22 protein-coding genes are annotated in these 20,516 nt (G+C 48.8%); 13 read left to right on the forward strand and 9 right to left on the reverse strand.

Annotation, left to right across the window (positions count from 1 at the left end; translation table 11 throughout):
* Window positions 1-40 precede the first annotated feature (40 nt).
* The gene (locus NL116_RS25185) at window positions 41-520 is read left to right on the forward strand and encodes a DUF4365 domain-containing protein (protein ID WP_494374518.1); all 480 of its coding nucleotides are present in this window, start codon (window positions 41-43) and stop codon (window positions 518-520) included.
* 15 nt (window positions 521-535) lie between these two features.
* On the forward strand, window positions 536-913 hold the full coding sequence (locus tag NL116_RS25190; protein ID WP_494374519.1) for a hypothetical protein: 378 nt from the start codon (window positions 536-538) through the stop codon (window positions 911-913).
* A gap of 537 nt (window positions 914-1,450) precedes the next feature.
* On the opposite strand, the gene NL116_RS25195 is transcribed toward NL116_RS25190, so the two are convergent.
* Window positions 1,451-2,506: a hypothetical protein gene (locus NL116_RS25195; protein ID WP_494374520.1), complete on the reverse strand. Its 1,056-nt coding sequence runs from the start codon at window positions 2,504-2,506 to the stop codon at window positions 1,451-1,453.
* A gap of 179 nt (window positions 2,507-2,685) precedes the next feature.
* Here NL116_RS25195 and NL116_RS25200 point away from each other — a divergent pair, with 179 nt between their 5' ends.
* The gene (locus tag NL116_RS25200) at window positions 2,686-3,456 is read left to right on the forward strand and encodes a hypothetical protein (RefSeq protein WP_494374521.1); all 771 of its coding nucleotides are present in this window, start codon (window positions 2,686-2,688) and stop codon (window positions 3,454-3,456) included.
* A 289-nt stretch (window positions 3,457-3,745) separates the two neighbouring features.
* Window positions 3,746-5,512: an ATP-binding protein gene (locus NL116_RS25205; RefSeq protein ID WP_494374522.1), complete on the forward strand. Its 1,767-nt coding sequence runs from the start codon at window positions 3,746-3,748 to the stop codon at window positions 5,510-5,512.
* Between the two features lie 226 nt (window positions 5,513-5,738).
* Here NL116_RS25205 and NL116_RS25210 read toward each other — a convergent pair whose 3' ends face one another.
* Together NL116_RS25210 and NL116_RS25215 are read right to left on the reverse strand one after the other, a co-directional pair.
* Window positions 5,739-6,188: a hypothetical protein gene (locus tag NL116_RS25210; RefSeq protein ID WP_494374523.1), complete on the reverse strand. Its 450-nt coding sequence runs from the start codon at window positions 6,186-6,188 to the stop codon at window positions 5,739-5,741.
* A 37-nt stretch (window positions 6,189-6,225) separates the two neighbouring features.
* Entirely contained in the window at window positions 6,226-7,149 is a 924-nt protein-coding gene (locus tag NL116_RS25215) for a hypothetical protein (protein ID WP_494374524.1), read from the reverse strand.
* Window positions 7,150-7,298: 149 nt separating this feature from the next.
* Between NL116_RS25215 and NL116_RS25220 the strand changes: the two genes are divergently transcribed.
* Window positions 7,299-7,604 (forward strand): helix-turn-helix domain-containing protein, encoded by a 306-nt coding sequence (locus NL116_RS25220; RefSeq protein WP_494374525.1) that lies wholly within the window; start codon window positions 7,299-7,301, stop codon window positions 7,602-7,604.
* 123 nt (window positions 7,605-7,727) lie between these two features.
* Here the strand turns inward: NL116_RS25220 and NL116_RS25225 are convergent, their stop codons facing one another.
* The 3 genes from NL116_RS25225 to NL116_RS25235 all read right to left on the reverse strand — a co-directional run bounded on the left by NL116_RS25225 (window position 7,728) and on the right by NL116_RS25235 (window position 9,183).
* On the reverse strand, window positions 7,728-8,135 hold the full coding sequence (locus NL116_RS25225; protein ID WP_494374526.1) for a hypothetical protein: 408 nt from the start codon (window positions 8,133-8,135) through the stop codon (window positions 7,728-7,730).
* Window positions 8,136-8,499: 364 nt separating this feature from the next.
* Window positions 8,500-8,721 carry a hypothetical protein gene (locus NL116_RS25230; protein WP_494374527.1) on the reverse strand — a complete coding sequence of 74 codons (222 nt, stop codon included), beginning with the start codon at window positions 8,719-8,721 and terminating at the stop codon, window positions 8,500-8,502.
* Between the two features lie 99 nt (window positions 8,722-8,820).
* Window positions 8,821-9,183, reverse strand: coding sequence for a DUF1413 domain-containing protein (locus NL116_RS25235; protein WP_494374528.1), 363 nt, complete (start codon window positions 9,181-9,183; stop codon window positions 8,821-8,823).
* 643 nt (window positions 9,184-9,826) lie between these two features.
* Here NL116_RS25235 and NL116_RS25240 point away from each other — a divergent pair.
* On the forward strand, window positions 9,827-10,360 hold the full coding sequence (locus NL116_RS25240) for an antitoxin Xre/MbcA/ParS toxin-binding domain-containing protein (protein ID WP_494374529.1): 534 nt from the start codon (window positions 9,827-9,829) through the stop codon (window positions 10,358-10,360).
* A 36-nt stretch (window positions 10,361-10,396) separates the two neighbouring features.
* On the opposite strand, the gene NL116_RS25245 is transcribed toward NL116_RS25240, so the two are convergent.
* Both NL116_RS25245 and NL116_RS25250 read right to left on the reverse strand, forming a co-directional pair.
* Window positions 10,397-10,585: a hypothetical protein gene (locus NL116_RS25245; protein ID WP_494374530.1), complete on the reverse strand. Its 189-nt coding sequence runs from the start codon at window positions 10,583-10,585 to the stop codon at window positions 10,397-10,399.
* A 205-nt stretch (window positions 10,586-10,790) separates the two neighbouring features.
* On the reverse strand, window positions 10,791-11,102 hold the full coding sequence (locus tag NL116_RS25250) for a helix-turn-helix domain-containing protein (RefSeq protein ID WP_494374531.1): 312 nt from the start codon (window positions 11,100-11,102) through the stop codon (window positions 10,791-10,793).
* A 234-nt stretch (window positions 11,103-11,336) separates the two neighbouring features.
* Here NL116_RS25250 and NL116_RS25255 point away from each other — a divergent pair, with 234 nt between their 5' ends.
* Together NL116_RS25255 and NL116_RS25260 are read left to right on the forward strand one after the other, a co-directional pair.
* Window positions 11,337-11,711 (forward strand): hypothetical protein, encoded by a 375-nt coding sequence (locus NL116_RS25255; RefSeq protein ID WP_494374532.1) that lies wholly within the window; start codon window positions 11,337-11,339, stop codon window positions 11,709-11,711.
* A 14-nt stretch (window positions 11,712-11,725) separates the two neighbouring features.
* On the forward strand, window positions 11,726-12,193 hold the full coding sequence (locus tag NL116_RS25260; protein WP_494374533.1) for a hypothetical protein: 468 nt from the start codon (window positions 11,726-11,728) through the stop codon (window positions 12,191-12,193).
* A gap of 466 nt (window positions 12,194-12,659) precedes the next feature.
* On the opposite strand, the gene NL116_RS25265 is transcribed toward NL116_RS25260, so the two are convergent.
* Window positions 12,660-13,205: a hypothetical protein gene (locus NL116_RS25265; RefSeq protein WP_494374534.1), complete on the reverse strand. Its 546-nt coding sequence runs from the start codon at window positions 13,203-13,205 to the stop codon at window positions 12,660-12,662.
* A gap of 998 nt (window positions 13,206-14,203) precedes the next feature.
* Here NL116_RS25265 and NL116_RS25270 point away from each other — a divergent pair.
* The 5 genes from NL116_RS25270 (at window position 14,204) to NL116_RS25290 (ending at window position 20,489) form a co-directional block, all read left to right on the forward strand.
* Window positions 14,204-14,485, forward strand: a complete 282-nt coding sequence (locus NL116_RS25270; RefSeq protein WP_494374535.1) for a DUF3892 domain-containing protein — start codon at window positions 14,204-14,206, stop codon at window positions 14,483-14,485.
* 190 nt (window positions 14,486-14,675) lie between these two features.
* Window positions 14,676-15,632, forward strand: coding sequence for a hypothetical protein (locus NL116_RS25275; RefSeq protein ID WP_494374536.1), 957 nt, complete (start codon window positions 14,676-14,678; stop codon window positions 15,630-15,632).
* Between the two features lie 381 nt (window positions 15,633-16,013).
* Window positions 16,014-17,189 carry a polymorphic toxin type 44 domain-containing protein gene (locus NL116_RS25280; protein ID WP_494374537.1) on the forward strand — a complete coding sequence of 392 codons (1,176 nt, stop codon included), beginning with the start codon at window positions 16,014-16,016 and terminating at the stop codon, window positions 17,187-17,189.
* Window positions 17,164-17,586, forward strand: a complete 423-nt coding sequence (locus NL116_RS25285; protein ID WP_494374538.1) for a hypothetical protein — start codon at window positions 17,164-17,166, stop codon at window positions 17,584-17,586. The genes NL116_RS25280 and NL116_RS25285 overlap by 26 nt, the downstream gene beginning before the upstream one ends.
* 332 nt (window positions 17,587-17,918) lie before the next feature.
* Entirely contained in the window at window positions 17,919-20,489 is a 2,571-nt protein-coding gene (locus NL116_RS25290; protein ID WP_494374539.1) for an AAA family ATPase, read from the forward strand.
* Window positions 20,490-20,516 lie beyond the last annotated feature (27 nt).

The following is a 20,516-nucleotide window of genomic DNA, read 5'->3' on the forward strand; positions in this document are numbered from 1 at the left end:
ACCAAAGCTTACAGAAGCACAATCTCATCGGAGCAGTAAATTGAGTAATGATTTAGGTGATCGTGGAGAGAACTTCGTCGGATTGTTGTTCAACAGAAGAATTGGAGGAAAAACGCGATTCAAACCCCATTTCCTGGGAGAAAAGGCGGAGCTTTTTGACTTTGTAGTAACGCTCCAGGACAAGAATAACAATGCGTTTGGCCCATTTTTTTTCGTACAGGTTAAGGCCTCAGCAACCGCTATGCCTGACAAATCGATAAGTGCAACATTCACGAAGGAAGAAGTTTTCAAGGCTCAAGAGCGTAAAGCTCCAGCATACCTAGTGGCTGTAGACCTTTCAGATGAAGACACAGAAGTGGCGTATTTCACGGCAGTCGAGAGCGATAGAGGCCCCGGATTCAAGACAGTTTCACGTGACCACTGCCTTAATGACCAAGTTACTCGAGTAAAGCTTTGGAATGAAGTACTTAATTTTTATAAAGAAAAAACTCATGAATTCAAATCGATATTCACTCAATAAAATAGAGAGAGACACATGAACTCCGATGGTGATGATTTCTGTAGATATGCCGTGGCACTCCCCCTTTCCAGAAACAAATACGTAATACATAAACAGGCCCGAATTGGTGATGAAATCGTCGACCTTCAGGTGGAAAAGTTTTCTAACGGTACATGGGAGCGCTTTCTCGTTGTTACTAAAGGAACAGAGGGTGTTCCGCGACAAGACAGGCAGTCCCGCATAGAGGTTGCGCGACTAGCCAAAAAGTTCAACATGAAAACCTATTTGGCTATAGTTAACCTCGATGGCGACACAATGGCCGTGGATAGCGCGCTAAGACAAAAAATGATTTACTCGCGAGAAGAGCTTTCGATCACCGAGCTAACGGTTGATGGCCCTGCTCCGCCTCTATGATCATCATAAACGCGACTGTGCCACGTGGAGTTTGCAAGGGACGTTAACGGAGAGTGACTATGAGTTGTCTCTGCCGAGCGGTGCCGACTGGGGACTGTGCAGCGTGTAGCTACTTGGACATGCCTACGCTGATGGCTCAGCTAATTCAGGAGCATGATGCCACGGTCGCCCTTGCATTCGGAGCATTGCCCTGCCAATAACGAAGCGGGGCCTAATGGTGAGGTTCGAACTGAGGGTTCCTGACCGCCCCAACGGGCACCACGTCTAGATGACAGCATGCCCATCTCATATCTGAAACCCGCTCAACGCCTAGACCACATGCCTATTGAATGACTGCTTGCGACGATCCGAGCGATGCTGCTTCCAGCATCTATTCACCGATAAAGCCATGTGCGCTATTTTTCCTCAGCGTTTCAAAATGCTTACAGGCCTTGCCTAACCCTCAATTTTCGCACGCAAAACTTACAGGCCCAAGAGCCGGTTATGCAAAACCGTTATAAGCCTATGTTTATCAAAGCCCCTTGTAGGTGCTTTCGATTACGCCTTCTCAGAGCTGATAGCCCGCCAGACCTTCGTCCAAAACCCCGCCTTAGCATTCTCCAATTCGCCATTCAAGCTTTTGATCTCATTGACCCTGCTCGAATATGCCGCCTTGTATTTCCCCAGCTCGACGTTCAGCTGTTCCACGGTTTGAGTCAGACCATCATTTGAAACCAACAAAGCCGCCATGTCCCTTGCCAGCAAACCTTTCGCCTCAGCAATACTGTCTCGCTGCTTGGAAACATCAGCAGCAAGCGATTCCGCCTCTTGGTACTTCCTGATAATTACCAGCATGTCCTGTCTGGTTTTCTCTGCCAGCTCCAATCGGTCCTTTTCAATTTGGCTAACATAATCCTGATGAAACCCAATACTCACTGGATTAGAGAGAACCTTGCAAAACAACTGATTGGAAGCGATATCGCTAATTTTCTGATAGCCCCGCTCGATACTTTCCTCAATGTTATTTTTATCAATATAGGTCTCAATATTAATGCTTTTGGCAATCTTGATTTCGATGATGGGAATACCATGGTCACGGAAATCGACAATCTTTTGCATGCTGCACGGGTTGGAGTAGCAGACCTCAATCGCCAGCTTCCCGCCCCACTTCTTGTGGAAGAGGTTGTCAGAGGTGAACTCTCCATACAGGTCAGGAACGTAGACATTTCCGTTCCCAAATCGCAGCCGGGCTTCCTCTGCTACAAGGCGTGTGAACGTGAATGGGACGACCTCATCACCAATCTTGAAATTGATCGTTTGAAGCTGTGAGAGGATGGCTACCAGATAGGCATGTGGGAGGGATTCTCCGTCGCTATCACCAGATCGAGCAGCCTGAGTATCGACGCTCTTGTAACGAAAGTATCCATTCTTGACGGCGACCATCTCACGGCGCTTCTCTACGCGAGAATGGGTACTGAAGAAGGTAAGCGCGCTGAATTGGTCAGGGCTCAGTCGGCGCATCTTGAGGACTTGCCAAATGAAGAACAGCTTGTACCGACCATCCTCCCGGTTGATGAAGCCGTCAGCCCTCTTCGCACACGCCCAAATCTTCATGCCTCTCCCTTACCATGAACCGCTCTAGTTCCGACCATACCAGTGCTCGACGAAGGTTTCAAAGCATGGCAGGCTCACAAAGCTCTCCTGCGAAGAGACGAGTACAGATACTTTATTAATGAGCCGCATCTACAAGCAGGCAATGCGCATTGCCTATCACAACATGGAGAAATTCAAACGTGAAACATGAGGAACTGAACTCAATCTTTGCCAAAATAGATGATTGCGACTTCGTTGGTGCCAAAGCCGAGCTTCAAGCGCTGGCACAGGAACTGGCACTCAGGGGAGACCTAGAATATTCTGATTTTCTTGCCGATTATGCTTATCGCGCATCAAGAAACTTTGCTAATACGCAACAAACGATGCCAAGATCTGAAATAGAAAATAAATTTGAGCTTCTCGATCAAGAATTTGATAATTTGATCGAAAAACAGAAAAGCATTCTTGTCGACGCCTATGAATACTTCAAAGAATACGAAAAAATAGCCACGACAACGCCTTCATACAGAACATCCTTTTTATGGTTCAACATACAGCGCGACGACAACTTCCCATTTATCGACGCGTTCATGAAGAACGAACCGCAAACCCATTTAACAGCCAGGAATGTTTCAACCGTTTTTATTAACCAGCTTAAATTTTACGCACGACTAGAGAAAGCCGGGACTACGAACTTGTTAAATCAAGGTCAAAGAATTACAAATATTGAAGCGGGTAAATTTTGGAGGTATGTGGAACTCCGAAAGATCTCTTTGGCGCAGAAAACTGCCCTCGAAGAAATTGATTTGATTTCTGAAAAGCTAAAAGGGCTAGAAGCCGAAGCAAATGAAATCCGCAGCCACTATTGTATAAACGATATTAGCTCTTCAGCGTTCAGGAATGATTTCACAGAATGTCTTGAAGCATTCAATAAGGCACGGGAAAAACAGCTCAAACCCACCGAGCAATGACAATATAAGATTCTGAAATATTGCCAGATAAATTCCTACGAAAGTCAGAACGTCGCCAACGATTTGCCCCTCATTGAGCGCGAATCAGTAGCTCAGCGGCATTGACGGACTCGATTCAGCGGCGCGGTTCAACGTCTAAAAACGTTGAAGGATTAATTCCGATGAGGCCCGTACTTCCCTTACGCATCGAGCCATCATTAGGCCATCCGTGTAGAATGAGCTGAAATAGCCTCTCGTGCATGTCGTGGATGTGACCGGAGGCCAACGCCCTTCCGTGATGGAATACGAGATGCAGCAAGCAAATTTTCAGGTTGACTCCCGACTCGCAACATTGCTCAGCCAAGACTACTCAACGACAGAAAAAGCTCTTAAAGAGCTGGTTGATAACGCATGGGATGCAGACGCTGAAGAGGTGGTGATAGAACTGCCTGAACCATTGACTGATAGCCCTATTGTTGTGCGCGACAACGGCAACGGCATGACGCGTCAGGAGCTTGAGTCTCACTATTTGAAAATCGCGTCTGATCGGCGCATGCGGAATGATGGACGCACATCAAAAAAGCGGCGCCCGATCAAAGGCAAGAAAGGGATCGGAAAATTCGCCGGGCTGATGTCTGCTTCGATGATGTGCCTCACAACCAAGGCTCGCGGCCATCAAATTTCGTTCACGCTCGGCATTCAGGATCTTGAGTCGGCGTCTGATATCGAGCACTTGACGTTGCCGCTAGAGGTGAGCGAGTGCAGCTCCGAGGACCACGGAACCTGCGTGAAACTGACGCATCTTCGCCAGGGACTTCGTTACCCAAGTGCTGACCGCCTGCGCCAAGAGCTGATCATGGAGTACGGTCGGCAAAAGGACTTCAAGATCATCATCAATGGAAAACCGCTGGGCATTGATGACCTTGAGGGCGAATTTACTGAGGTGCGGGGCACATTCCCCCATGCAGGAGATGTGATTCTTCGTTTTGCGATCAGCAAAAAGAAAAGTGGCCTGAGGCGCCCCGGTATTAATCTGATGGTGGAAGGAAAAGCGGTCGGCAAGCCTGGTTCTTTTGGCCTGGAGAATAACGATGAGATTCCTTCTCGCCTGTTAAAGAAGCTGTATGGCGAGGTCGAGGCCGACGGGCTGATCGATTATGTGACAGCGGGTTGGGATTCGGTAATCGAAAACAGTGAGGCCTACTTACAGATCGTCGCGTTCGTACAACAGAATTTGGTTGAGGCTTTCCGGGCCACGCATGGCATGGAAATGCGGATGGCGCACGCTCGCTTGCAAAAAGCAGTCTCCGGCCGGTTGGAAAAGCTGCCGCAGCACAAGCGCGAGTTCGCGGACCGAGCAATCAAAAAAGTTTTGAAGAAGTATTACGACGAACCTGCCCACAAGGTACAGGCGCTAGCATTTGTCGTTCTTGAAGCCGTGGAGCGTACAGAATACCGTTCTATCGTCGAGCATCTCGCTGAGGCAAATCGCGGTGATGTCGTGAACCTTGCTGATGCACTGGAGAATTTTGGTCTTGCAGACATGGCCGTTCTAGTCGATCAAGCCAAGGCCAGATTGCAGTTCCTGGACGACTTGGAACGCCTAGTCCGAAATGAAGCCTGCCTTGAGTCGACGGTACACAAAGCTATAGAAGTGAACCTGTGGATTTTGGGCGCTGCATTCACAATCTTCAGCTCCAATATCACTTTGAAACGGCAGATCGAGGAACTACTGGATCAAAAGTACTCTGGAGCACAAGGCACGACCCGTCCGGACTTATTGCTGAATGAAAACCTTATTGGGGAATTCTTGCTGATCGAGTTTAAGCGTCCTTCCCACCCTCTGAGCTATCTAGACTACCAGCAAGCAACTAGGTATCGGAATGAGCTTTCCGGATATACCGGTAAGCCAATAAAAATTCTTGTAATAGGAGGACGGATTGATGGCTTCCCCTCCCGAGAACTTGAACCCGGTGTCAGCTGCCTATTGTTTACAGACATTATTTCCACAGCACGTCGACAAATTGAATGGCAGCTTCAACGTGCACCGACCTTCCCTGGAGCGAAGCTGGCGTAGGTCGCCCACAGGGGGCTTGGTACATCTGGAACTCGACAGCTACGGAAGTGAGCTGTTGCCGCTTGCCCGGCAACAGCTATAGCTCCAGCGGACGCTTGCCTGACGGACGAACAGCAACTCAGGAGTGGAAATACGCTCTTCTTCGCTCAGGGTCTTGAAAGAAACTCTTTCTATCGACCAAAGGACTTGAGTGGCTTGATCAGTCTTCTAGGATGCTCTTCATCCTTCAGAGCATCGGTTTATGAAAGACTTTCCGAGCCCTGAAATGATCCCTCATGGCAAGATAGGAAATCGTCATCCCCGAACCTACCAATATCAACACGGAAAATAAAATCGAATCTGTTACCCGTATAATGCCCATGAATATTGGGCTCAAAAGAAGTGAAATTCCAAATCCGATCATCATAGCCTGAACCATAGGAAGTGCCTTACCTCTGGTAACAACCTCACCGTCATCCAATTGAGCTGAATATAGAATGTTGGCTCCTAACCAACGGCGCACTAGAGCTAACTTCACCTTTTTGCCGACTTTGAGAAATGACCTCATGAAGTCGTCACACACAACATCTTTGACGCGTGTTCCGTTCACCTTCACAAACGAAAGCACCCACTGATGATTGACGTATGAACCGACGCCAATCTCCTGAATAACGCCATCCAAAATTACAAGTGCCATAATTCATACCGCCTTCATTGAAGACATTAATTCGAAATTAAATACTTTTCGTGTAGATGACTTCACCGGTAGTGCCATCTCTTAGGTCTATACGGTGTGGGCCAATCAAGACATATCGCTGGGGGCCGAACTCACCGGCAAAGCGCTCCCGCTCTACCGAGCGAACGTAGCCATAGATATCGATTCTTATGGTGTCTCGCGACGCTTCGATTTTTCGGGCGAGAGTTTCATCGGCCACGTCTAACACTACGTTGGAACCACCTTGGAAGCCGATGTAATAGGGGATGGGGCCGGGATTGAGATAGCACCGAAGTGGATTCTGAGCCATTCTGCTTTGGCTTCGCTGTTCTTCGTCCGTGTATTCCAGTTTGTTTGAGAAAAGGCAGTTGTCGATATGGTAGCCCTTGGCTTGGTCGTCGTAACCGCTGAGCGAAATCGGCAGCCATTCGTCCGAACTCAATTTAACTAAATTATTGACCTTGGTCTTTTCAGCCTCCTTCGCCACCAGAGCGCTTAGTGCATTGGTTAGATCCTTCCGCTTGAAGCTATCCTTCTCCGACAGCCTCTCAGAGGCTAAGCGATAAAGCTCGGGGTTTGCCTTTCGTACGTTGTAAGCGTCAGCAATCGAGTCGGCAATGTCATCGGGTGCTTCAACCCAATCCCGTTTCGCGTTGTAAAGATTGAACGCGGTCATCGGCAGTCTGGCGTCCAGATAGGCGTTTGGCTCAGCTTTTCCGGGATCGGGAAAGCTCACGATGCGCGGGGCGTTCTCCTCTGCAATTTGCTGCATCACAGCCGCGTCAGCCGCCTTTGAATCCGCACCTGTCTTGCTCAATGCCGAGATCGAAGCAGGCTGTTTTTCGGTCTCCCCTGCTCCATCGCCACAACCGGCCAACAAGCTGAAGGGAATCGCGCACGCAAGGAAGAAGCGCAATGGCGACGATTTGTGCCAAACCACCATGAAATATGTCCCTATGAGATTTTTTGATTGGCGGCGCGCTGAAACGCCTGTGCCACCGATTTGCCATCTGCGCACAAAGTTACCAAATCGGTAGCATTTGAACAAATCTCAAATTGCACCATGACCCCACTGATTTACTAGAAGACGTCATGGTCCAGAGCACGCTATCCACACGACTCAAGCAGGCGCGACTGCGCGCCCGCCTTTCTCAGGAGGAACTGGGAATTCGGATTGGGCTGGAGCCTGCATCTGCGCGGACACGCATGAATCGGTATGAGGTCGGACGGCGTGTACCAGGTTTTGAGTTGATCCAACGTATAGCTGCGGAGTTGGGCCTGCCTGCGACTTTCTTCTATGCCGCGACAGATGATGAAGCTGAACTGTTGGCTCAGTACCATCAGTTCGACCAGGCAGATAAAGAGCGGGTGCTGACTTTCATCAAAACTATTGGCTAACAATCCTGTGTGGCATACCGACGTAATTATCCCCTGATGAAACCCTCATAAACGGCACAAAAACGTTTTCCATGCTGCCTCTGCCCGCCAATGACTGATCTTGGCAGGCGCGTCGCGCGCGACTCAGTTGCTACTGCCTGCGTCCCCTCGCTTACTGTCAGGATCAACTACGGTGGCTAGTTCTTTTGCTTTGGCTACAAGAAGCTTGATGTCCTCCTCGGTATTGCCTTCCACTTCTATATCTCCAACCTTCAAACGTAGCTTGCGTCCATTACGTCTGCTCACCCACGCGACAAGCGCAGCAGTGAGAAAAGGTGCGATAACTTGCGTCATTGGAATTAAGAACTCACCTGTGAGGCCACCTGTGGCTCCTACACTGTCAAAGACAGCAATGCGAGGACTGATGGCAATTCCCGAAGCATTCACGGCTTCTCTAAACTCGCGCAACTCGCCTTGATAATCCGCTCCGAAAGCAGCCGCATCATCTTGGGATCGTACTAAACGGATGGAAATATTCAGAGCTTCAGCCACAGCCAACTCCTTCTTTTCGTTCCTAGGGAGCGAAAGCCCACTTTTCTACGTACCCAGCCCCGCTTGCGGCCAAGGCTTGAGATAATGCTTAGCAAACTTTCTAGGCTGGTTCAACGCTTACGTAGGGTGGAAGCGGATTTACCTCGGAGCCAGACTCAGGCTCAATCCAGATTTGCCGCATGTGGGCACCGAAGCCATCGAAACGAAGGACAACTTCTCTTCCGTCACTGAAGACGAATCTGTACAGGCGACCCGGCATAAAACTGATCATATGATTTCCTTGTTCAAAGTCGCGGAAGCAGTATCACTTGGCTGCCTTGTCACCGATTTATAGAAGCCGGGACTAGGAGACAGTTGAGCGGCCCTAGGATCGTTTGATTTTCTGGATTAGTGCACCTGGTGCTGTCCAAGTCTGAATTTCGCTTGGTTCCCCGTGATCAATGCTGGAAATCAAATAGAGGATGTCCCCTAAAGCATCGTCCACCTTTAACCGCCCTTCGCTGACAGCTTTAAGTGCTTCCCTCAAAGCAGATTCCGTGTTCTCTAAAGTTTTGTCACCAAGCGCAGACTTGCGGAAAGTGTCCATATCGATATCTCTGGGCTGAGCGCGATCATCGGGCTCCTCTACGTCCTAGGCCCCGAATTTTTAGGGCTAGGGCTTGGCACAGCGGGCGGTATTTCTAGTTTACCGCTTCAGGTAAATGGCTTTATTCGCGCTATTGCGGCGCAGCCACACGGCGATACCCAAGCGTTCAACCTCTTTTCGGAAACTGCGTCCAAGCGATTTACGATCACCACCACTCAGACGATTCCAATCCTCAGACCCTAAAACGTCGTCGAGCGTAAATTCAGACATTTTTTCGATTGCGTCTACCCCACTTACTGCCACGTGAAGGAAGGCACCTAGCGATTTGCTTTCTAAATCTGGGTCATCGAGGGCTTCCCGCAAAATATCGTCGATAACAACCTCTACCGTTGAGCCATTCTTTGTAGCATGGGTGAGCAAGGCGGCGAGTAAATCCTCTTTGATCTGGATAATGCACTGCATTTTTGGGTATCCTCATCGAATTCATGTCTGAAATGAATATAAATGAGAATATAGATGAGTGCAACTCATTTTCAAAATGAATTGCTAATGATGAGACTGCTTCCAGCTTACCGCCTACCCAGGATGGTAACTACAAAGCAGCTTCAAATGCTCGACGATTCGTCGTCTGATCGGTGCTCAAAGGGCATGGGGCCGGCAGCGCGGTAAGCTGATGAGCAATCAACGCATCAACACATAACAAGGTGCAGGGTAGAAAATGGCCGAACTGCTAACGCATTTCTGCCTTCCCTTCTCTAGCAGAAAGGCTGCCCGCACCGCATCACTGATGTTCGTTATTTCGAGACGCCAATCTCCCCCGGATCATTCTGCGTGTAAATTCAAGCCGGCTCCTCAGAGAAAGCTGCAATGTCGACGAAATCAACGCAACCCAGTGAACCTGGCGTAAGAGATCAGCCCTCCTCCGACACCAAACTGATTCCCAGAAACGCACGTCATGCTGCGCGAGATCTAATGACACTGCTTGCTGAGACGCCAACTGAGTGCGTAGATATGCGGAGGGAGAAATTGCCATCTCTGGGCCGGGAAAATGACGTGAAATGGACATAGGGTCAGCGTAACCCTGTAACGTCCGATGGAGTCCTATTTGACTGTTACAACCGTCTCCCAGACCTCGCTGAGATTGATTTTTCTCCAAAACGAACCCTCCTACTCGATGAGGAATAAAAGGCTCGCTATGGTCACTACAACAGAGAGCGCCACAATGGAGGAATCAGTCGAAGCCTCCCTAAATACACTCGACATTGCATCTGGCCTAAACGTCGAGAAGCTTGCCCGCAACCAACTGACCTCCAGCTTCTACAGCGATCTCGCGACATCACTTGAGATATCCCAGAACAAGCTATTCGATTTGCTGGGAATGTCAGCCGGAACGAGACGCCGCTTGAAGAGGGCGAAAAAGTTCACGGTCATGGAGAACGACTACGCCTTGGCTCAAGGCCTAGTCATTCAAGAAGCACTGGCACTGTTTGAAAGGAACGCTACAGAGACCGTTGCCTGGCTGGTCGGCCCGAGCATTGCTCTGAACGGACACACCCCGGCGAGTCTGCTATCGACTCTTGTTGGCATAGACACAGTAAGAGCGCTGATTTGGAAGATCGAGCATGGCGTCTATCTATAGCTCATTGCGCAAAAAACCAGCATTGAGCCATGAGAATCATTTTACCCTGAGGTCTCGCTCCAATGAATTCTTCGCCAGAGGAACCGCTCTTAACGTCTGACGCATAACGTGCGCTTCAGAATCTGCAAGCAGACCTTTCAACATTTCTTTTGTTTCCTGGGTTTTAATTTCGATGTCGACATCTGGGAAAACCTTATCCGGATACGCCCGGATGATCATCTCCACACCCGCCCTCCTCGCGGCCTCAATGAACCCATCAAGATCGTCCTGACACTCTGCGCGGCATGAAAAAATGGTCACGCAAGTCTCCGGTATTGGTATGTGTTTTTTTGGAATGGGCTCATCCCTGCCGTTATGACACAACTGGGCTCTGCCCGTGATTCACCAGCTCACGACTACGAGCCAAATATTCCTTCATTAGCTGCATGATTCATCTGCTGTCGCGCGGGTCGTTCACGTGTTCATAGCCTTCGAAAGTCAGGTCTTCCCTGATTTTTGCCAGCAGACTATCTAGATCCATTTCTGGATTTTTTTGCAGATAGCACTCCACCACGAGGCTCGCGGGATGCACGTGCATCACCGCAGCGAGATCTTCGATCTTGCCCAGGCCCGGACACCTCCTTCCTTGCTCCAAGTGCGTCATGTAGGCCCTGGAAGTGGTAGCGAAAAATCGTTGCTGCGGAAGGTTTCTGAGCAGCCGCATGCCCTTGAGCGCCGCTGCAAAAGCAACGTTGAGATCCATCGATCACCTCTTGCAAAGGTGAGGATAGAGCCATAAACTTCGATTTTTAGCGCCCTACAATTGTAGGGTTTCGATCAATTCCCCACGAATATTAAGCGGAAAACATTCAAGGCTTCGACAGCCGAGATCATCTGGCCTTCCAGCGGAATGCGTTCTGAGGTGATGACCTACGTCGTAGGCGCACGGACTCAAGAGATTGGTGATGACTGAATATTCCTGCATGAGGAGGCACCTATGAGCCCAGAATACGAGGCGATGCTGTGTAAACCCAATCTGTCCCTATTTCCAAACGCCAGACTGGTCGATGGACAGTATTTTTGGGGATTCGGATGTCAGGATGGGTGGTATGACCTTCTCAACAACGCCCTCTCCCTCGTTTATGCCAGATGCGAAATAGCACCTGGATGCGAACAGGTCATCGTGGAAGAGGTGAAGGAAAAGTTTGGCGTTCTCAGAATCCAGTATCGCGGTGGTGATGACTTCGTCACAGGCGTCTTCAATTTCGCTGAAGCGATGTCCGTCAGCATTTGCGCCATTTGCGGTACTCGGGTCGGTAATAGACGCATGCATTACCATCACCCACGCTGCGATCTGCATTACGACGACTGATCATGAAACTAGTTATGTGCAATCAACTCGACCTTTTGGATGCGTTACACAAACGTCTCTATGAAGGCCACCACCTAATCGATCTCGAATCGGTCAGGAGTTATGTTTCATCCCCACGATTAATGGATGTACGCGCAAGAAACTTTCCCACTGAAAGGCTCATACCGGTAGGCGACACGTTCCTAGACCATAGAACTATGCTCGCCGATGGCCCTCAGAAGACTTTTGGGATTTCATTAATCGATTGGATGGATGTGCGAGAAAGCGCGGATTTGATGGATGATGATAGCCATTCCGATGGCAATGCGATCAATGTGCAGGTGTGGCCTTTTGATCCCTCACTCCTAAGTGAACAACAAGCACGTTTAGCCATTGCTCTTTCGTACACGAGACTGGAGCTTTATGCAGAGCCTCGTATTATTGGGGCTTTAAATGATATTTTAGAAAGCATCGGTTTTTTTATAGATCCTGAGCGCTACTGATGCTGGTGCGCCCCGTTACACCCACGACATGAATTGTGGATGGCAATAAAATTTGTCAGTCTTCTAATTTGAACTATGAGCGCATTCTGCGAACAGGGCCAGGGGGCGGTACTCTGGGCAAGAGGTTTGCTCACTATGAGTCTTTGAGCCAAGGAACTGAAGTGCTTAGGGCTGCGAAACCCAAAAGACGTTACGCTTGTTAGGAACACGCGTACGTCCGTCGCTCTGTAATCGGTAATCGGGGCATATCCAGGGTAGCGTGAGTGCAACCGGCCTTTTGCTGGACACATTCTGGCGAAGCCAGCTAAACCATAGGGGGCTAAGACTTTTATGATTCGAGCGGGATGAGGCATTTGGTAAAAAATGATCTAATTGACCACTTACAATCACGCTGAAATTTGACAGGTTAATTCATTTAAGAAAAATCGAACCACCTCACCTAGCTATTGAGCGCGAACCTCTATCACTATTTATCCTTGCGAACCGTCACCTCACTAGGTGAAGAAACAGCTGGAATTGTTGCATCATCAGAGCTTACCCGGTCAGATATTGATACACTGAATACCTGCTCAATAACCTGCCTCGGACCTTGATTTAAGCTCCAAGTAAAAATCACGAGCAACCCGAGCAACATCACAAAAATCACAGATGCCAAAACACCTTGAGACACGCCTATCCAATAGTTAGGCTTGTAGCTCTTAATCTCACTAGTAGCGTGTTCCTTATAATATTTCTCCAACTCTTCAGCTCTCGTCTCCAACGATATTGTCAAAAAATCTTGAGCTAACTTGTCTGCTTGGTTGCGATAAGCTTGGAGCTGGAACTGAGAGTTGCTGACATCATGAAACTGTGACAAGTCACCATCACTAGGGTCACAACCGTTCTTTTCCTTTAAGCTCTGAACATACTCGATTTTTTGCCGCTTATAGAGGGAATAGGCAATAATTCCGAGAATATCATTTTCATTTTCTACTAATTTAGTATAAATGTAATTGTAATTACCATCAGCCATCTAATTATCACGCCTTCTTTAAACGCAAAGACGCCGCCTTGAATGCCGACCTGATGTCCTCTGTGCTTTGACGAGAGCTATAAATTATATCGCTTACTTCTCTTGGCAACTTGGCGCCAGAATCGGTTTTACGATTAGATAGCTTCAAGTTTGCTTCAGACACCAGGTTTTTGGAGAAGAAAATTTTGAAACTCATGGAATAGCCCCTCTAAAGTCTCTGCACAACCATTATCATACCACACCATTGAGGCGCAAGCCATTTTATCGTCATCGCCTTAGACCTGTGACGCAAGGGCACATTCAAAGGCCACCTGCTCAATCTGGCGCATTGAATCCAGCCCCCTTGGACACCTTCGGCGAAGCCGACACCGGCATCAACATCGACTTCAAACCTTACAATGCTAACGTTCACCTTGAAACCCCAGCTATCTAAAGCGGGGGCTTTTAAAAGGTCACTTCCCTTTCTTGTGCTTATGAACATCTAAGTCGGGATGTTTAGATTTGTTCTCGGGAGTAACACTTCGGCGCTGATCTGTTTTTCCAGTCGATTCAGCTTTCGGCTTAGGCCCTGGCTTGATGCTCATATTACTATCTCCTTGATATGCTTTAATTTGTATAAACTACAACCCAGCAGTTATTGGTTTCACACGATACTACTGGTCACTGTAGCTTACATTTTCCACTCTTCCACACTCCGCCCGGTGCTCACGCACCTGGTGCAACTGAGAGACCCCCAGCAGCTCTACAAATGACATTCCGCCGACATGCACAGGGCGTCCGACTACACAGGATCAATGCACGACTGGCGTAGAACACCACGCGGCGAATTACCCCTGCTTCGCTCACTCATAGCTTTCCTACCAAGAGCTGAAAAAACTCGTCGGACAATCTACAAAGCTGTACGGATGATCAAATAATGCCATCTCACCCATTGACACTATTTTGCCACCACTTAAAAATGCAGATGCGAGGGAGCACTTAACGAAAAGGAATCAAAAATGGCTGCTGACTTCTACATAGCTGCAATACGCAAAGACAGAGCTTCAGGAAATATTCAACAATTAAAGGTAATAAAAGCTGGCACTACCACCAAGCTCATCACTGACAGAGAGTTTGTAGCCCGCATAATTTCATTGGGTCATACCACTTTCCAAACCATATATTGGGAAAATGAGAAATGGCGCGTCGGCGCAATGGTTCATGTGATCGATGAAGTATTCTTGGCGACAAATGCGAACACAAAGAAGGAAGACAACTTAGAAAGCCTTCCAGAATTCTAAAATAAAAAATTAAAAATCCTCCCAACCCTCCCTCTTGCCGTAATCAGATAAGCATCGACTGTAGCACTGTATCGCTCCGTTCTCGCAGAAAAATAAGGTTAATGCGCGCTCGAAAAACTATACAATCCGCTACTGAGACAACATCCAACAGCGACACTATTCCGCCTTCTTAAATCAGTGAGATTATATAATGCTAGAAAACCAAAATAGCTATGAAAACCAATTAGACTTAATTATTAAAACCCTCTCACTATCTGCCAAAATAGGATTACTAATTGGCGGGGGATGCATTGTTATTTATTCACTAATAAATGGCCACTACCCACAAGGCGTCTCGATAGGTGATGGATTGCTTTTTTTAATAGCCGCACTTTGCTTTGGTGGAATTTGCCTAATATTCACAGGACTTATAACAGCAACCGGCGTATTGTTATCACCAGTTTTAGTCCCAGCGCTAAGGCTCTACCTAAGAACGGCTGAAAAACTGAGCAAAGAAAAATCATCTCTGATATTTGAATATCAAAAAATCAATCTAGCAACAGTATTGTTCGGACTATCAGGAGCCATATTTATCTATGCATTATCTAGAAATAACCTAGTCGAACACATACCGCTTATGATCACACCACTATTCCAGTATATAATGTACTCCACCCTTCTCGACCACAACAAAAAAATAAAATCATCGCTGATCGACTCTAAAAAACCAAAAATAGAACACGGCCAAAAAGAGAGCCAAACAGTTGATATTGAATGGTTGAAAAAAACGAGAGCAATGATTATTGGAATTCTTATTGTTACACCACTATGTTTTGGGGGCATCACAACTGACTTACTACAAACTGCAATGACCACTGCAAACATCAGAATCGAAAAGGTCGTTATTCACGTAAAACCGCCTTACTCCAGCTTACTTCCTGGGCAAACTGACTCAAAATTAGAAAACTACAAGCGATTTGAAAACGCCACGATTATTTTCCGTGGAGTTGGAACCACGACACTTATTGAAATGCAATCGGAGGATAGGAGTACAAGATTGGAAGTCCCGAACGATTCAATCATTATCGAGAGAAACAAAAAAGCAAGCCAAAAATCGCCGAAAATAAATAATGACTTACTCAAACAAAGCTCTGGCCAGGACTCCTAGCTCAGACCTCAGACTCTTAATAGACTATTAACTTGCGATACGTCTTCAGTGCTGGAAAAAATCAGGGACACTTGCTACGACAAGAACTATCAGACCTGCTGCGATGTTCCGGCCCTATGATGGCCAACATACTTTTTCTCTTAGATGAAAAAGGAAGCGTTGAACGCTACTCTTCACACAGGAGTGGTACAAGCCCTTAGTATTAGCTGAGGCCGAATTCTGCCTACAACGAGTGAAAACATCAGACAATTCCTACAGACATCGCATCGACGATCACGGTAAGCTCGTTTCGCGTCTAAGCACTTTTAGCCTCCACACAGGGGCTTTGCTACTACTCTTCAAGGAAGATAAATGACTCCCTCCGCTCTTCAAGGAAGATAAATGACTCCCTCCGCTCGCTTGGGTGACAAGCATGTCTGCCCAATGCCAGGTCATGGCACTACTCCGATTGCCTCCGCCAGTGGCGACGTAAATATCAACTTTATGGGATCGGCTCGCGTTGGCGATACCTGTGGTTGTGGAGCCGTAATCACCACCGGTTTTCCCTCGATTCAAGTCAATGGCCGTCCCATGGCTCACTTAGGCAGCCCAACCAGCCACGGTGGAACGATCATTACGGGGTCAGGCGACGTCGGTGGTGGATTTGTTATGGGCGACGCCGGTGGTGCAACCATCATCAACTTCATGGTGCTCGGAGTGTTCCGGCCAGATGGCACTGTGGACGATGAGAAGATGGCGACCTTATTGGCTGACCCTAAGCTCAAGGAGAAAGCCTTAGCTGCGAACGCTTTGGTGGACCCGAAAGCAGTCTCTGCTGACTCGAAAGAGAAGACAGAGCCAGATAAAAAGCCCGCCATTTGCAATGATCCAGACATGATGGAAAAACCGGCAAGCTACATTGCTGACGAAATGAATCGCAACATTCACGATCCGGCAGTCATCAAGATGAAAGAGCTGCTGAGCTACGACGTTGCAGCAGAAACCCGCAAGCAAATGGACTTGCCTTGGTATGCACAGATTGGAACGACAAGCCCTCAAGCGATAGGAGCTGCAAATGGTGCGGCTGCTATGGCCATATGGACTGAGCGAGTTGGTCAAAACCGCCCCTGGGATCACAAACCCATCCTACTTAAACTCTTTGGTGGTGTTTGGTACAAACAAGGAGCTTACGATTATTTTTACGACATCTGGTCGAACGTCCATTACGGGTATGTGGGGATGGCTGGTGGTTTGTCCGAAAGCGCTCTTTCAGACGGTGCGGGCGTTGAACAATTTGCCTCAGATTTCATTCGAAAAGCGGAAGAAAAAATCGTAGAAGTCCTAACGCAACAGACACCTGAAAAACCACTTCCTGGCCCACACCGTTCCGGGAATGTTGAAGGAGCCCGCGCCTTTGACGATGCTCCCGACCGAATATCGATTCAGATAGGTGTGCAGCTTTTCAAGGAGCACCCGAATGGAGGTATCACAGCCAAAATGGTGATGGACAAAGTGTTAGCAGTGGCACCAACGGAATGGGGAGACGGCATACGTGAGCACAAATGTGAAAATAATTAGATTCCGGCGAATCCTTGCCGTGCTCTCCCTGATGATCTCTCCGCTTGCGTTCTGGTATGTCGCAACTCCCACTGTAACCGTTCACTATTCAAAGGACGCCACAGAGAATCTTGGAGTTGTTTGGAACACAGAAAACAGGATTTACAGAAGTGGTCGTGGTGGGCTGTACCCCGGCGAGACCTCGATGGACTTCGGCCACATATTTCCAGATGAAGGCTTTTTTATGGAGTTTTACTGGTGGGGGGAAAGGACTCGCAACCATTGCGTCAACATCACCCCAAAATGGTGGACAACGCATATCTACCTCGATGCGAACGGCGACATCGATAGAAGCCAAGAAAGCGGCACGGATACTGACCGCTTGAAGCCATGCATCACGGACAAGGCGAAACCCTGATTAGACCTTTCCAGAACCTGGCTCCCGCCGCTTTGGAATGATGCAGGCAGCGGGATCGTTTGTTTCTGGACTAGAAAAATAAGGTGATGGCCCGCCCGTACCTCCGGACTGTCCCCAGATTACGGCAGAGGCGAGCACCGCGAGGGATTATACCAGCAGTGTTTTCGGCGAAGTGAATCGGCCAAAGCTGTTAAACCCTTCAGAAAACTGGGATCTCATATGGAAGCACGAGACCTTGGACGTCCCCTGAGAATTCAAAGACAGGCCACGAAATTGCGCATATGAAGGGATCTGCTAGCGTCAAATGACTCATCGTCGGCAGGGAGTATCTTATGGACGCGCAGGGACAGGTTCGTACGTGGCTGCTTGAGCAAGCGGACTGGCTTCAGGAGGCTGCTGACAGGCTACTGAAGCATGGAAATCTCACGCAGAATGACATTTCACAGATTGCATCCCTGCTAAAAACACCAGCAGGCCAAGCGATCTCCAAACACCGGACTTTTGATGAGCTAACACATGCCCCTGCTGGCTCAGTACTCCGCTTGCAAAGCATTGCAGACGTCACGGGCATCGAGAGCCTTGGACCTAGAGCACCGCTAGACTTCGGCACCGGCAATTTGACTGTTATCTACGGCCATAATGGGTCCGGAAAATCCTGTTACACAAGGATTCTCAAAAAAGCGACAGGCAAGACTCGCGCTGGCGATCTCAAGCCGAACGTTTTCCAGGCGGCGCCAGCCTCCAGCAAATGCACTCTCAACTTTGAACTAGACCAGTCATCCGAAAGCGTCGAATGGCACATCACTGACGCCGCAATCGAACAACTACGCGATATAGATATATTCGACAGTGATGAAGCTCTTCATTATCTCAAAAGCGAAAGCGCAGCAACGTACAGCCCACCAATTATGGGTCTGTTTGAAAAACTGGCTGCGGCCACTGACTTGGTCAAGGACGCTTTGCAGGCAGAGCAAGACCAGCTCCTGAGCAAGCTTCCGATCATTCCTGCCGCCTACCAAAGTACGGCTGCCGGGAAAGACTATCAGCGCCTTAGCTCATTGACGCCATCAGCTGTCGAACAGCTTTTGCGATGGACTCCTGAAAACCTAGGGAGCTTGGAGGCGCTCAATGAACGACTGAAGACAAATGATCCGGCATCACTTGCGAAGCAAAAGCGCGACACCTGCACACAGGTGACCAATATAGTCAGAGGCATCAAAACAGCCGTAGCGGCGTTTAGTGCCGAACAGATTCAAGTCATTCGGAAACAACGGACAGAAGCGTCCGACAAGCGACGTATTGCGATTGAGGGCGCTAAAGCCAAATCAGCAGTATTGGAAGGTGTCGGCACACCTACATGGAAAGCGATGTGGGAAGCAGCCCGCGCATACTCTCTGATCCCCTACCCCGACCGACCTTACCCAGTGACCCAAGACGGGCGCTGCGTCCTCTGCCATCAAGAATTATCGCCTGAAGCCCAAGACCGACTTAATGATTTCGAGCAGTTTGTACTAAGCAAGCTGGAAACAGATGCAAAGACATCTGAGCGAGCGTACGACGAAAGTATCCGAACGCTCCCAGTCGGCCTCACGCAGGCCGAAGTACAAACGCAGTGTACTGCGGCAGCTTTGACTACGCCTGAGTGGATGGCAGCCCTATGGGGATTTTGGATGAATGTGGGGGCTGTGAGGAAAGCATTGCTTGATCATGAGCAGACCGGCATGGCCGGGGCTGTCCCCGAGATGGCTGCGAACCTAGGGGTACTCGAACAATTTGCGCAGCAGTTGACCTCTGAAGCGGTTCAGTTCGATCAAGATTCACTTCAGTTTGATAGACCAAAGGCTGTTGCGGAGAAAGCGGCGCTTGAAGCCAACCAATGGGTTTCACAGCAAAGTGAAGCTGTTAGGAAAGAGCAGCAGAGGCTCATGGATCATAAAGTCCTCGACAAGCTGAAGAGTGCTGCAAGCTCTCGTCGTATCTCCACTAAAGCGACAGAGATTTCTGAAAGCGTGGTCACAGAGTTATACGTCAAGCGATTCAACGATGAACTACGTGCGCTTGGCGCCACGCGGATTCAGGTTGAATTAACAAAGACCAGAACCACTAGAGGAAAGGTACTTCATCAACTTAAGCTCAAATCACTAAAAAACGGGGATCACTCTCCTGACAAAGTTTTGAGCGAAGGTGAACGTCGGATCATATCTCTGGCGGCTTTTTTGGCGGATGTTACCGACAAGCCAGGGGTCGCACCGTTCATTTTCGACGACCCCATCTCTTCCCTAGATCACGACTTCGAATGGAGGGTCGCATGCCGTCTAGCTGAGCTGGCTAAGGAACGCCAGGTTCTCATCTTCACCCATAGACTATCGTTTTATGGGGCGATGGATGATGTTGCTAAGAAAATCGGCGAATCGTGGAAGAAGGCTAACTTCCAGCAAATGTGCATCGAGTCTTTTGGCGGAGCTTCGGGCCATCCAGCTGACCAAGCGGTATGGAACAGCTCAACCAAAACCGCGAACAACATTCTGCTGGAACGGCTGAGAGACGCAAAGAAAGCCGGCGAAGCTGCGGGGCCAGCGGCTTACAATGCATTAGCTCAGGGCATCTGTAGTGATTTCAGAAAGCTGATTGAAAGATCGGTTGAGGATGACCTCTTGTACAAAATTGTCGTGCGACATCGGCGCGGCATCTCCACCGATGGTCGGCTTCCCGCTCTGCTCGGAATAACCCGTGAGGATCTTCAGCGGATTGACGAGTTGATGACCAAATTCAGCTGCTTTGAACATAGCCAGTCCGATGAGGTGCCCGTCCAGGTGCCAGAGGAGGCAGAACTGAAAGCTGACATTGAGTCGCTCAAACAGTGGCGAGATGATCTAGAGGCGCGGAGGAAAAAAGCAGCGTAGAACATAGGTGTCGGCGCGCCGCATCCC

The organism is Pseudomonas sp. FBCC-B1667 (genome assembly GCF_059133255.1).